Annotated in this window: 15 protein-coding genes; 9 read left to right on the top strand and 6 right to left on the bottom strand. The window is 40.4% G+C overall.

Annotated features, from left to right (window positions below; all coding sequences use genetic code 11):
* Positions 1-26: 26 nt before the first annotated feature.
* Complete coding sequence (locus tag GA0116959_RS04060; RefSeq protein WP_092718612.1) at positions 27-1,265, top strand: dicarboxylate/amino acid:cation symporter; 1,239 nt, start codon at positions 27-29, stop codon at positions 1,263-1,265.
* A 326-nt stretch (positions 1,266-1,591) separates the two neighbouring features.
* Here the strand turns inward: GA0116959_RS04060 and GA0116959_RS04055 are convergent, their stop codons facing one another.
* The 6 genes from GA0116959_RS04055 to GA0116959_RS04030 all read right to left on the bottom strand — a co-directional run bounded on the left by GA0116959_RS04055 (position 1,592) and on the right by GA0116959_RS04030 (position 8,383).
* A complete protein-coding gene (locus tag GA0116959_RS04055; RefSeq protein WP_171250322.1) occupies positions 1,592-2,539 on the bottom strand; it encodes a metal-dependent hydrolase in 948 nt (315 codons plus the stop codon).
* Between the two features lie 126 nt (positions 2,540-2,665).
* Positions 2,666-3,574: a ribosome biogenesis GTP-binding protein YihA/YsxC gene (gene yihA / locus GA0116959_RS04050; RefSeq protein ID WP_092718609.1), complete on the bottom strand. Its 909-nt coding sequence runs from the start codon at positions 3,572-3,574 to the stop codon at positions 2,666-2,668.
* A gap of 100 nt (positions 3,575-3,674) precedes the next feature.
* Positions 3,675-4,118, bottom strand: a complete 444-nt coding sequence (locus tag GA0116959_RS04045) for an RrF2 family transcriptional regulator (protein WP_092718606.1) — start codon at positions 4,116-4,118, stop codon at positions 3,675-3,677.
* A gap of 89 nt (positions 4,119-4,207) precedes the next feature.
* Positions 4,208-5,416, bottom strand: a complete 1,209-nt coding sequence (gene hmpA, locus GA0116959_RS04040) for an NO-inducible flavohemoprotein (protein ID WP_092718603.1) — start codon at positions 5,414-5,416, stop codon at positions 4,208-4,210.
* A gap of 150 nt (positions 5,417-5,566) precedes the next feature.
* A complete protein-coding gene (locus GA0116959_RS04035) occupies positions 5,567-7,150 on the bottom strand; it encodes a helicase HerA-like domain-containing protein (protein WP_092718600.1) in 1,584 nt (527 codons plus the stop codon).
* A gap of 42 nt (positions 7,151-7,192) precedes the next feature.
* A complete protein-coding gene (locus GA0116959_RS04030) occupies positions 7,193-8,383 on the bottom strand; it encodes a PLP-dependent transferase (protein WP_092718597.1) in 1,191 nt (396 codons plus the stop codon).
* Between the two features lie 157 nt (positions 8,384-8,540).
* Here GA0116959_RS04030 and GA0116959_RS04025 point away from each other — a divergent pair, with 157 nt between their 5' ends.
* The 8 genes from GA0116959_RS04025 to rplV all read left to right on the top strand — a co-directional run bounded on the left by GA0116959_RS04025 (position 8,541) and on the right by rplV (position 12,957).
* Positions 8,541-9,278 carry a type 1 glutamine amidotransferase gene (locus tag GA0116959_RS04025; RefSeq protein WP_092718594.1) on the top strand — a complete coding sequence of 246 codons (738 nt, stop codon included), beginning with the start codon at positions 8,541-8,543 and terminating at the stop codon, positions 9,276-9,278.
* Positions 9,279-9,545: 267 nt separating this feature from the next.
* Positions 9,546-9,857: a 30S ribosomal protein S10 gene (rpsJ, locus tag GA0116959_RS04020; RefSeq protein WP_004725677.1), complete on the top strand. Its 312-nt coding sequence runs from the start codon at positions 9,546-9,548 to the stop codon at positions 9,855-9,857.
* Between the two features lie 60 nt (positions 9,858-9,917).
* Complete coding sequence (rplC, locus tag GA0116959_RS04015; protein ID WP_053579503.1) at positions 9,918-10,556, top strand: 50S ribosomal protein L3; 639 nt, start codon at positions 9,918-9,920, stop codon at positions 10,554-10,556.
* Between the two features lie 11 nt (positions 10,557-10,567).
* Positions 10,568-11,170, top strand: coding sequence for a 50S ribosomal protein L4 (gene rplD / locus GA0116959_RS04010; RefSeq protein ID WP_053579504.1), 603 nt, complete (start codon positions 10,568-10,570; stop codon positions 11,168-11,170).
* The gene (gene rplW / locus GA0116959_RS04005) at positions 11,167-11,487 is read left to right on the top strand and encodes a 50S ribosomal protein L23 (protein ID WP_053579505.1); all 321 of its coding nucleotides are present in this window, start codon (positions 11,167-11,169) and stop codon (positions 11,485-11,487) included. The genes rplD and rplW overlap by 4 nt, the downstream gene beginning before the upstream one ends.
* Positions 11,488-11,498: 11 nt before the next feature.
* Entirely contained in the window at positions 11,499-12,323 is an 825-nt protein-coding gene (gene rplB / locus GA0116959_RS04000) for a 50S ribosomal protein L2 (RefSeq protein WP_053579506.1), read from the top strand.
* A 19-nt stretch (positions 12,324-12,342) separates the two neighbouring features.
* Positions 12,343-12,618 carry a 30S ribosomal protein S19 gene (gene rpsS / locus GA0116959_RS03995; protein WP_004281508.1) on the top strand — a complete coding sequence of 92 codons (276 nt, stop codon included), beginning with the start codon at positions 12,343-12,345 and terminating at the stop codon, positions 12,616-12,618.
* A gap of 9 nt (positions 12,619-12,627) precedes the next feature.
* A complete protein-coding gene (rplV, locus tag GA0116959_RS03990; protein WP_053579507.1) occupies positions 12,628-12,957 on the top strand; it encodes a 50S ribosomal protein L22 in 330 nt (109 codons plus the stop codon).

Genomic DNA, 12,957 nt, shown 5'->3' with positions numbered 1-12,957 from the left:
GAACTTAATGATAAAAGCATGCACAAATGAGCTTGAATACACAAATTTTAGTCGCTGCGATTTTAGGCGTAGCATTTGGCTTTATTTTAAATCTTTATCCAAACACGACTTTTTTCGATGCCAGTTTATATGGATTAGGCATCGCCAGTAGTATTTTTATTGGCTTGTTAAAAATGCTGCTCATCCCCTTGATTTTTAGTTCAATTGTGGTTGGCGTCTCAAACTTAAAATCGGGTGGGCAGTTGGGTAAAGTATGGAAAATCACTTTGGCCTGCTGTGTTACGACTACCACCTTGGCACTGATTTTAGGGATTAGCAGTGCACATTTATTTGATGTGGGTAAGGGTGTGGATATTGCCATGTTCCAAGATGCTATGAGTAGTCATCAAAGCCCAGACACCTTAACTGCTAGTTCTTTTTTTACTAACTTTATTCAAAATACGCTGATTAATCCTTTTAAAGCATTTTCTGAAGGTAATGTTTTGGCGGTTGTGCTTTTTGCCTTATTTATTGGTGTGGCACTGGTTCAAGGTGGTGAGCGGTTTAAAACGGTACGTCGTTTAAGTCAGCAATTTTTTGACATTATGATGTTAATGATTACTTGGGTCATGCGCCTTGCACCTATTGGTATTTTTGCACTTTTAGCCAAACTCATTTCAACAGAAGATATTTCGGTATTAAATCGGTTGGTTGAGTTTGCTGCGGTGGTGACAGGTACCACGATTTTTCATGGTGTAGTCGTGTTGCCATTATTGTTATGGATTTTCGGTAAAATGAGTCCCATGACCTTTTTTAAAGGCACGCGCACTGCATTAATTACTGCTTTTGCCACCAGCTCCAGTTCCGCCACCATGCCATTATCGTTAAAATGTGCACAGGAAAACTTAGGCGTACGACCAGCAACAGCTGGTTTTGTTATTCCTTTAGGCACACAACTCAATATGGATGGGACGGCGCTGTATGAGGCTGCTGCTGCCTTGTTTATTGCAAATTTGATGGGCTTAGATTTAAGTATTGGGCAGCAGCTGATTGTTTGTGTAACGGCCATGATTGCATCGCTGGGTGCGCCTGGAATTCCCAGTGCTGGCATGGTGACCATGATTATGGTGTTACAATCTGTGGGATTGCCTGCAGAAGCGATTGCAATTTTATTACCCATTGATCGTTTGCTTGATACTGTACGCACTGTTGTTAATGTTCAAGGCGATATGATGATTAGTGTCGTGGTTGATCGTCACACGCGTGATGATGACGTTTTGGTTTAAATGCTATTCCACACAGATTCCAAACTATTTTCCCATATGTATCGGTTTCTGGCTTAAAAACAACCTGCATAATTAACTTAGCAATAGTTTATGCAGGTTTGTTTATTTAAGGACCTTGTTGACCCAAAATATTTTTATATTATCAGTTTAAGCCTTCGCGAATAAACTAAAGTGATTGCTATAAAGTTTGAATGATGATGTAAGTCCATGAGAGCTAGGATTTCCTTTCAATCCAATTCTTTCAATCCTTCTAGCTTTGATTCGGTTGATTTTAAATACATAAAAAATCGGGCATATAGCCCGATTTTTTATATTTCTATGTTTTTTTAGGCAACTTTAAGCGCAGCTCGTTTTGCCGCAGGAGACTGATCCAAATAAGCAATCGCATCTTCGGTTTTGGCTTCATGTACAGGGTCGTACCAAGGCATTAAATAACCCAATTGTTGTGAAACAATCCAAAACGGATTCGGCATGAGGCGATTGTCTTTTTGCGAAATGGCATACCATTCTCGCCAAATCCAAGGTTTAAATAAACTCGGTTGAATGGATTTAAAACGTGCATCCTGTTTCATAATGTGTGCTGCACCATCTACCCATAAGCCTAAGACACCAGCAATAACGAACCCACTTAAATAGTAACGCGCAATATAGCCACCGCCCAAATGGCGGTATAAATCAAAAGCCACTGTACGATGTTCAATTTCTTCTGCCCCATGCCATTTAACCAAATCTAGCATGGCAGGGTCTGCACCCAATTCTTCCCAGTGTTGATTATATAAAACATATTTTCCCAGAACGCAGGTCATGTGTTCAACCGTTGCAATAATCCCAAGACGAAATAAATCCCATTGATGTTCCAGTATTTTAGGCACTTTGAATCCTAAAGGCTGGTCTGCCAACACTTTCGTAAATAAAAAATCCATGAGGTCTAAATTACGCTGAACATCAATATTGCGTAGCGTTAAATATTCTTTATTTGCAGATGCATGTGCTTGGGCATGCATGGCTTCTTGACGAATAAAGGCTTTCACATCTTCTTTGAGTTTTTCATCGCTAATTTGCGGCAAAACTTTGTTGTAAAGGCGACAAAACCAAAATTCGCCCGCCGGTAAGATCATATTAATTTCATTAATAAAATAACTGACAAAAGGCTGATTTGGAATCCAGTCCACAGGCGTATCTTGCCAGTCAAATTTTACTTTCCGCGGCTTAATTTGATATTCAATTGAAGAGCCAATTTTAGACTTCTTAAATAAAGATAAAAGTTTCATCATCTGATCCTATTGTTTTTCTAAACGTTTATTACTTGAGATTAAGTATAAAAAAATGCCCTCTATTGTGTTTAGCAATAGAGGACATTCAGATATCAATAGATGATGAATGTGATCAGATAAGAGGACTTAGGTCGAAGATGATCCATTTTTAGATACATCAGTTAAATTATGGTCAATACTTTGGTTTTCGGCAGTATGCTCAAATTCATTTTCATCAAACACGAGTTCAGCGTCTTCAATAAATTCCTCACCTTCAACAAATTCAATATCATCTGTTGATGCGTCAGGGATACTGTCTAAATTAAATTCACTGGCTTGTTCAAGGGTAAAGTTCAGACGGCCCCCCATGACACTGGCCAGTTCTTCTAATCCTTGTTTGTTCATAGATGAGAACAATTGAATCGAGAACTGGAGCTTCATTTTTTTCAATTGTTGTTGAACTTCTTGCAATACTTTTGATGCAGGACCACGATTTAACTTATCGGATTTGGTCAAAAGCACATGTACGAACAATTGGCGAGAGTATGCCCATTCCAACATCATGACATCGAAATGTTGTAATGGATGACGAATATCCATTAATAAGACCAAACCTTGTAGGCTTTGGCGATGAATCAAATAATTTTCCAGCTCTTTTTGCCAAACCAATTTCATCGCTTCAGGTACGGCTGCATAACCATAACCGGGTAAATCGACCAGACGTTGATCAGGATTACCCAAGCTAAAAAAGTTGATCATTTGGGTACGGCCAGGTTTTTTAGAGGCCCGCGCCAATTGTTTTTGATTGGTCAATGCATTGATAGCACTCGATTTACCAGCATTCGAGCGACCTGCAAAAGCTATTTCATAACCTGTATCGTCAACGCACAAATTCAGTTTTGGTGCACTCATTAAGAATTCAGCTTGACGTAACCAGTTGAGTGAACGCACAGAATATTCAGTAATGGCGGAATCAACTTTTTTCTCATAGCTGATCTTTTGCTTAGGCGCACTGGCCGTCTTACTGTTTTTGGATTTTCCTCTGCTGTGGTGCATAACTCAACTTCAATAAATGATCTACAAGGAAGCATTATAGAGGAAGTCGTCTAGGCAAGCGACCTTTGCATTTTGAAAGCTGAAAACTTTGCGTGAGTATTTAGACATTAATGAGAGGAATAGGGGATGAAACCGTATATTTACTTGGCGTATTTGGGTCGACGACATCGCTTAACCGATACTGATCTAAAGATTGATAAAAGTCTTCAAGTGCTTGATCTAGAATTCCTTTTAAATCACAATTGTTGCGGAATACACAGGGTGGGGTATGACATTCTACTATCGGATTTTGGCCCTGCAAAATACGCACAATTTGACCGAGATTTAAATTTAATGTTTCTGCATTTAAACGAATACCACCGCCTTTACCGCGTGTGGTCATAATCCATTTTTGTTTTCCCATAAAATGCACAATTTTGACCAAATGATTTTGTGAGACATGCAAATCTTGTGCAATATCTGCAATGGTGTAAGCGTTTTCTCTAGGCCGTGCAATATACATTAAAATGCGCAAAGCATAGTCAGTAAACTTGTTAAGCTGCATGATTATACTGATATTTTCATTGATTAAATAAATTAGGGCTAGTCTATCATAAGCAGACTAGCCCTAGATATTTTGCTGATAGGTTTAGATTAGTGGTGAACACCACCTGTTCCAAATGCTTCACTGTGGATATTTTCAGCAGCAATACCTTGAGCAAGTAGTACTTTCTGCTGTTCAGCCATAAAAGGCATTGGGCCACATAAATAGTAATCTGCATCTGGCGACAGTAATATACGATCTACAGCATTTAAGTCTAGACGACCTGTTGCGTCATAATCTTCGTCTAATTTATCGCTTTGATGTGGGAATTCGTAAACTGTAAATGTGCTTAAACGCGGATATTGAGCCTTTAATTCATGAATATGCTGTTTCATTGCGTGAACATGTTTACTTCGGCAAGCATGAATAAAGGTCACGGGTTGCGGCATATCTAAAGTCACCAATTGGTTCAGCATGGCAACCATTGGTGTTAGGCCTACACCCCCACTGATAAAGACATTACGTTTGTTGGGATCGATCAGAAAAAAGTTCCCCGTTGGTGCAGAAACTTCTATTTCTGAACCTTCAAGTAAATGGTGTAAAGTATTCGATACCCAGCCTGCCGCCAGATCATGCTTTTCATCTTCCCGTTTTACTGAAATACGTAAATAATCTGCTTGCGGGCTAGTGGATAAAGTGTATTGACGAGGTTGTTTTAATCCCAATTCTGCAACAAAAACTCGCACTGAAATATATTGGCCCGCTTCATATTTTGGCAACTCGCCACCATCGCTAGGTGAAAGGTAAAATGAGGTAATTTCGTCGCTTTCAACCACTTTTTTAGCAATTTTAAAGTTACGCCAACCTAACCAGCTGCCTTTGGTTTGTTGATGTTGATCATAGATGGCTTTTTCAGTACGAATAAAAAGATCAGCTAATTGACCATAAGCCGCTGCCCAAGCATCAATCAGTGGATCTTGCATAGAAATGCTAAGTACTTCACTAATCGAATGCAGTAAATTTTCACCCACAATATTGTAGTCTGGTGCTTGAATATTCAAGCTGACATGCTTGTGTGCAATAAGTTCAACCACAGGCAACAGCACAGAAGGATCTTCAATATTTTCAGCATATGCTAAAACTGCACCCGCTAAAGCTTGCGCCTGTGCGCCACTACGTTGATGTCCCATATTGAAGGTTTCTTTTAAATGGGGATTGTTGCCTAACATGCGATTATAAAAATAACCCGTCAAGGCGACGCCATTTTCACGTAGTACAGGAACGGTGGCTTTTACAAGGTCAATTTGCTGCGGAGTCATAACTGATCTCTCATGGCGATAAATTTATAAGATATATTTAAAATACATCTTTAGAAGTGTATTGTAAATACACTTTATAAAAAACCATAAAAAAAATATGGAATATTTTAATATTCCATATTTTCAAAATTTAAAGCGGGAAAGGGTGGTTTATTTTCTACCAAACAGTGAACCCAGTAAGCCACGAACAATTTTTTGTCCAGTACTGCCGCCTAAACTACGAGCTGCGCTTTTAGCAAATGTCCCGACAATATCTTGAGTCATTTTTTCACGTTTTTTTGCAGCCTGTTCAACTTCTTTCTGTTGTTCACGGGCAATGCGTTCTTGCTCGCGCTGTTGTTGTTTTGCTAGGGTATCTTGTTCTTTTGCTTGTTGTTTGTTGATGATTTCTTGCTCTTTCGCTTGTTGTTTGGCTGTTTGTTCAGCGACTTCTTGCTGTTGGCGTTGGGCTACTTTTTGCTGTAACAGTTCATAAGCACTTTCACGGTCGACAGCTTGCTCATAAATCCCAGCCACAATACTTTGACTGATTAAAACTTTACGTTCATCTAAGCTAATGGGACTAAACGATGAATACGGTGGCATGACCCAACCTCGTTCTACAATTTGTGGAATACCTTGTTCATCTAAACAGCTAATGAGTGCTTCTCCGACACCCAGTGCTGTAATGGCTTCATCCACTTTAAACTCAGGGTTAGCACGAAAAGTATCTGCTGCTGTTTTCACCGCTTTTTGGTCTTTGGGTGTAAAGGCACGCAAAGCATGTTGTATGCGATTTCCCAATTGTCCCAGTACGCTTTCAGGTAGATCAAGTGGATTTTGTGTCACGAAATAAATACCGACACCTTTGGAGCGAATCAGACGAACCACTTGTTCAATTTTTTCTTGTAAGGCACTACTGGCATTATCAAACAGTAAATGTGCCTCATCGAAAAAGAACACCAACTTCGGTTTATCCATATCACCTACTTCTGGTAATTGCTCAAACAGTTCTGAAAGCATCCATAACAAAAAGGTGGCATACAGTTTCGGTGTATTCATCAGTTTATCTGCGGCCAATAAATTAATGTAGCCTCGTCCTTCACTATTTGTTTGAATAAAATCTAAAATATTGAGACTGGGCTCACCAAAAAATTGTTCACCACCTTGGTCAGCCAGCGCCAATAAATTACGCTGAATTGCACCTAAACTGGCGGGGGACAAATTGCCATATTCAGCCTGAAATTCTGTTGTGTGCTCAGCCACATAAGTGATCATTGATTTTAAATCTTTAAAATCAATGAGTAATAAACCTTGGTCATCTGCAATACGGAAAATAGCGGAAAGTACACCTTCTTGGGTGTCATTTAAATTCAGCATACGGGCTAAAAGTAGCGGGCCAATTTCTGATACTGTAGTACGGATAGGGTGACCTTGTTGCCCAAATAAATCCCAAAACACCACGGGTGATGCTGTAAAAGTAACAGGCTCTAAATTTAAAACTTTCAGTCGTTCATCAAATTTAGGGCTGCTTGAGCCTGCTTTTGCAAGGCTTGAAACATCCCCTTTTGCATCAGCTAAAAATACAGGTACACCAAGACGAGAAAAACTTTCCGCCAGTACTTTTAAGGTTACGGTTTTCCCTGTTCCTGTTGCACCCGCAATGAGACCATGGCGATTGGCAAACTGAGAATGTAAAACAATTTCTTGTTGTGTATTCGACGTTTTTTTGGCAATAACGATTGGTGTGCCCATATTTATTCCTATTTTATTTTTGTGTTTGAATGATTGATGTCACTATATATTCAATTGTTTTAGTGCATTTTCTATATCTTGAATTAAATCGGCAGGATGTTCTAGTCCTATACAAAAACGAACCAATAAACCTTGTTGTAAATGTGTATTTTCTAAAGTTCGCATTTCCTTTAAGTTATATAACATCACCAAGCTCACTGGGCCGCCCCAACTAAATCCAAGCTTGAACAGATTAAGTGAATCGCAAAACTTCCGAATGGCATTTAAATCATATTCAGGTTTGAAAATAACACTGACTAAACCTGCGCTTTGATCTGTCGTACAAATCTCTTTCCAATAGTAATGACCCGCAGAATTTTCATTTGCTGGATGCAGAATTTGTATGAACTGTGGTTGTTGCTTGAGCCATTTTAATAATTGCACCGTACTTCGCGATTGTTGCTCATAACGAAGTTGCATAGAGGCTAAGCTACGTTGTACTTGTGCTGCATCATCAGCCGAAATTGCAATACCTTGAATGGCATGCATGAGAAATAATTGATGATGCAAATTTTGATCTTGCGTCACCACTGAGCCCATTAAAATATCACCACCGCCACTTGGATATTTGGTTAAGGCGTGCACACTAATATCAACACTCAAATGTTCTTCGGAAAAATCAAAAGCATTAAAAGCGAGTCCAGCACCCCACGTATTATCCAGTGCAGTGAGAATATTCGCTTGTTTGGCTTTTTTGACCAGATTGACTAAGTCTGGAAATTCTAGAGTGACAGAACCTGCCGCTTCTAACCAAATCAGTTTTGCTTTTAATGTGGGTTCAAAAGTAGACACATCTATTGGATTGTAGACTTTAACTTGAATCCCATAACGGGTTTCCAGATTGCGCAAATGCTCCATATTTGGACCATAGATGTTGTCGGCTACCCAGACTTCATCGCCCTGACTTAAAAAACAGGCATTAACGAGGTTAATGGCAGATAATCCACTTGGTGCAAGGAGGCAATGTTTTCCGCCTTCAAGACGAGCAATATTGTCCGCTAAAGTAAAGGTGGTGGGTGTACCGTGTGTACCATAACTATAGTCATATTCATCTGTCCAATGGCGATTAAACAGTGCATGGGTGTTTGGGAAAATAATGGTTGATGCACGAAACAAGGGAGGTTGTACGGTTGATATGTATTGCGGTGCTCGCCGTGGTGCATGAATGAGTTCTGTTTGTAAATTCTTTTTCAAAATTTGGCTCTAATTTGTTCATTATTGCGTCTTAGCTTAAGAGAAACGGAGTGATTAGGCTATACCCATGCTGAAATGTATAAAATCAGATACATTTAAAAAAATTGGCTCTATTTTTGCAAAGTTCTCCCGAGAACATAACAATAGGTGAGAACAGATGAAGTCACATTTGAATGTCCATTATTTTCAGCATATTGCAGGTGAGGGATTTGGAAGTTGTTATTCATTTCTTAAACAACATCAAGCACACATTACTGCAACCGAATTTTTTGCCCTGCCTGTGGATCAACCTCTAGAAATAGAAGCACTACCAAGCGTTACCGACGTAGATTTGCTGATTATTATGGGGGGAACGATGAGCGTAAACGACGAAGCAAATTTTCCATGGTTGAAAATTCAAAAACGCTGGTTAAGACGCTACTTGTCAATGGGTAAGCCTGCAATTGGACTGTGTTTCGGTGGACAGTTGATCGCCAATGCCCTTGGAGCCGCAGTCAATAACAATCAGAATCAAGAATTGGGCTGGATGGACGTTCATAAAGTCAAACAGCAGGCTGAAGAATGTTTTCAATTACCCGAGAAATTCAATGTCATGCATTGGCATAGAGAAACTTTTGAAATTCCCAAAGGTGCAATTCATTTGGCAGAAAATGATGTTTGTCGAAATCAAATGTATCAGATAGGGAAAAATGTTTTGGGGTTTCAGTTCCACCCAGAAATCACTCCCGAAAGTTTAACCTTATTTCTAAATGATGACGATGAGTTGGAAAGCTTTAAAGGTAAATATGTACAAAGCGAACAACAATTAAAAATTACACCTAAATCGTCTTTTTATGCAGGAAATCTATTGCTGAATCGAGCAATAGAGTATGTTTTACAAGATACTTATTGTTGATTTATTTTTGAACAAATTAATAAGTCATTTAACAGGATAAATAAGCAAAAAGTTGAAAAGAGATTTGCTTAAGCGTTAAACAATCGCTATAATGAGCGACCCTTGAATAAAGGGGCTGACTGCGAATAAAGTAGTTAGCATCGTGACAGTCGTGGCATCGATCATGACCTTAGTGATATTTCACTGCCTTTGACACTTGCCTACTTAATAGTGGGGTGAGATGCGTCAAGGGTGATTCTTTATATATTTGGCTTGGAGTTAACTGGTATGTCTAACCAGAGAATTCGTATCCGTTTGAAGTCTTTTGATCATCGTCTGATTGATCAATCTTCTCAAGAGATCGTAGAAACAGCAAAGCGTACAGGCGCACAAGTGTGTGGTCCTATCCCGATGCCTACTCGTATCGAACGCTTTAACGTTTTAACATCACCACACGTTAATAAAGATGCGCGTGACCAATATGAAATCCGCACATATAAACGTTTGATCGACATCGTTCAACCAACAGACAAAACTGTTGATGCGTTGATGAAGTTGGATCTAGCAGCTGGTGTTGATGTTCAGATCGCATTGGGTTAAGGCTTTCGGTTAATTAACGTTATTAAGTTAATTAGGCCGCTTTTTTAGAGGTTTATGCACATGGCTATTGGTTTAGTCGGTCGCAAGTGCGGTATGACCCGTATCTTTACAGATGCTGGTGTTTCTGTACCTGTTACAGTGATTGAGGTTGATCCTAACCGCATCACTCAAATCAAAACGCTTGAAACTGATGGTTATCAAGCGATTCAAATCACTACTGGTGAACGTCGCGAATCTCGCGTAACCAACCCTCAGAAAGGTCACTTCGCTAAAGCGGGTGTTGCTGCTGGTCGTTTGGTTCAAGAATTCCGTGCTACAGAAGTTGATCTTGAAGGTCGTGAAGTTGGCGGTACACTTACTGTTGAACTGTTCACAGTTGGTCAAGTTGTTGACGTAACTGGTCAGTCTAAAGGTAAGGGTTTCCAAGGTGGTGTTAAGCGTTGGAACTTCCGTACTCAAGATGCTACTCACGGTAACTCACTTTCTCACCGTTCTCTAGGTTCAACTGGTCAAAACCAGACACCTGGTCGCGTGTTCAAAGGCAAAAAAATGGCTGGCCATTTAGGTGCTGAGCGCGTAACAGTTCAAGGTCTTGAAATTGTTTCTATCGATACTGAACGTTCAATCCTAGTTGTGAAAGGTGCAATTCCTGGCGCGACTGGTGGTGACGTTACTGTTCGTCCTACGATCAAGGCTTGAGGGGAAATATTGTGAATTTAAATACTGTTTCCGGTTCTGCTGTTGAATTATCTGAAGTTGCTTTTGGACGTGAGTTCAATGAAGCTCTTGTACACCAAGTTGTTACAGCTTATTTAGCTGGTGGTCGTCAGGGTTCTAAAGCTCAGAAATCACGTGGTGATGTATCTGGCGGTGGTCGTAAACCATTCCGTCAAAAAGGTACGGGCCGTGCACGTGCTGGTTCTATTCGTAGCCCGATCTGGGTTGGTGGTGGTAAAACTTTTGCTGCGCGCCCACAAGATTGGTCTCAAAAAGTAAACCGTAAAATGTACCGCGGTGCTATGCAATGCATCCTAGCTGAACTTGTTCGTCAAGATCGCTTGGTTTTGGTTGAAGAGTTTTCTGTTGAAGCTCCAAAAACTAAAGAATTGCTTGCTAAGCTTAACGACTTAAACGCAACTCGCGCGTTGATCGTTACGGATGTTGTAGATGAAAATCTATACCTTGCTGCACGTAACATTCCACATGTAGATGTGGTTGATGCTGCTGCAATTGATCCTGTTAGCTTGATTGCGTTCGATAAAGTTGTTATGTCTGTAGCTGCTGCTAAGAAAATTGAGGTAGAACTCGGATGAACAACGAACGTATCTATCAAGTCCTACAAGGACCTGTATTCTCAGAAAAAGCACAAGCTTTAGGTGAGGCTGCTGGTGTTCAAGTTTTTAAAGTTGCGATTGATGCAAACAAACTTGAAATCAAAAAAGCAGTTGAACAACTCTTTGGTGTAGACGTTGTTAAAGTTAACACGACTATTACTAAAGGTAAGACTAAACGCTTTGGTAAAACATTAGGACGTCGTTCTGATGTTAAAAAAGCATACGTCACCCTGAAAGCTGGCCAAGATGTTGAAATGGCTGACTTGGGCGATACCGCTGAAAGCGCAGCGGAATAAGGACGAAATTTATGCCTATTCAAAAATGTAAGCCAACGTCTCCAGGACGTCGCTTTGTAGAGAAAGTCGTTCACGACCATCTTCATAAAGGCGCACCGTACTCTCCGTTGGTTGAAGCTAAAAAACGTACTGGTGGTCGTAATAATAACGGTCACATTACAACTCGTCATGTTGGTGGTGGTCATAAACAAAACTACCGTCTTGTTGACTTCAAACGTAATAAAGATGGCATTCCAGCCACTGTAGAACGTATTGAATACGATCCTAACCGTACTGCACACATTGCTTTAGTTTTGTATGCTGATGGTGAGCGTCGTTATATTATTGCAGCTAAAGGTTTGCGTGCTGGTGATAAAGTACAATCTGGTAACGATGCTCCAATTCGTCCAGGTAACTGCTTGCCACTTCGTAACATGCCTATTGGTTCTACTCTTCACAACGTCGAACTTAAAATCGGTAAAGGCGCGCAGTTAGCTCGTTCAGCTGGTACTTCGGTTCAGTTGTTGGGTCGTGACGGTTCTTACGCTATTGTTCGCCTACGTTCTGGTGAAATGCGTAAAATTCACGTTGAATGTCGTGCTGTACTTGGTGAAGTTTCTAACCAAGAAAGCAACCTTCGTTCACTTGGTAAAGCAGGTGCATCTCGCTGGCGTGGTATTCGTCCTACCGTTCGTGGTATGGCGATGAACCCAGTTGACCATCCACATGGTGGTGGTGAAGGGCGTAATAAAGGTATTCAACCTGTAAGCCCATGGGGTCAAAAAGCGAAAGGGTACAAGACACGTACCAACAAGCGTACGACTAAGATGATTATTCGCGACCGTCGCGTTAAGTAACAAGTAAAGGAATCTGACAATGCCTCGTTCTCTGAAAAAAGGCCCATTCGTCGATGCGCACTTGTTCGCTAAGGTTGAAGCGGCTATCGCGGCTAATAACCGTAAGCCGATCAAAACTTGGTCGCGTCGTTCGATGATACTCCCAGATTTTGTTGGTTTAACAATTTCTGTTCATAATGGTCGTAACCATGTTCCGGTAATTGTATCTGAGCATATGGTTGGTCATAAACTCGGTGAATTCGCGCCAACTCGTACCTATCGTGGTCACGGTGTTGATAAGAAATCTAAACGTTAAGGTGCTATGATGGAAGTTACTGCTAAGTTACGCGGTGCCGCTATCTCGGCACAAAAAGCACGTTTGGTTGCAGATTTAATCCGTGGCAAATCTATTGCCCACGCTTTAAATATCTTGAACTTCAGCAATAAAAAAGCTGCAGCGATAGTGAAAAAAGCATTGGAATCTGCAGTTGCAAACGCTGAACACAATAACAGTTTAGATGTAGACGACCTTAAAGTTTCTACGATCTACGTTGATGAGGGCGTTAGCCTGAAACGTATTATGCCACGTGCCAAAGGCCGTGCAGATCGTATTACTAAGCGTACTTGTCACATCACCGTTAAGGTAGGGGTTTGA

Source organism: Acinetobacter albensis (assembly GCF_900095025.1).
GTDB classification, from domain to species: domain Bacteria; phylum Pseudomonadota; class Gammaproteobacteria; order Pseudomonadales; family Moraxellaceae; genus Acinetobacter; species Acinetobacter albensis.
Note: the sequence above shows the minus strand (reverse complement) of the source record. Positions and strands in the feature narration are given on the sequence as shown.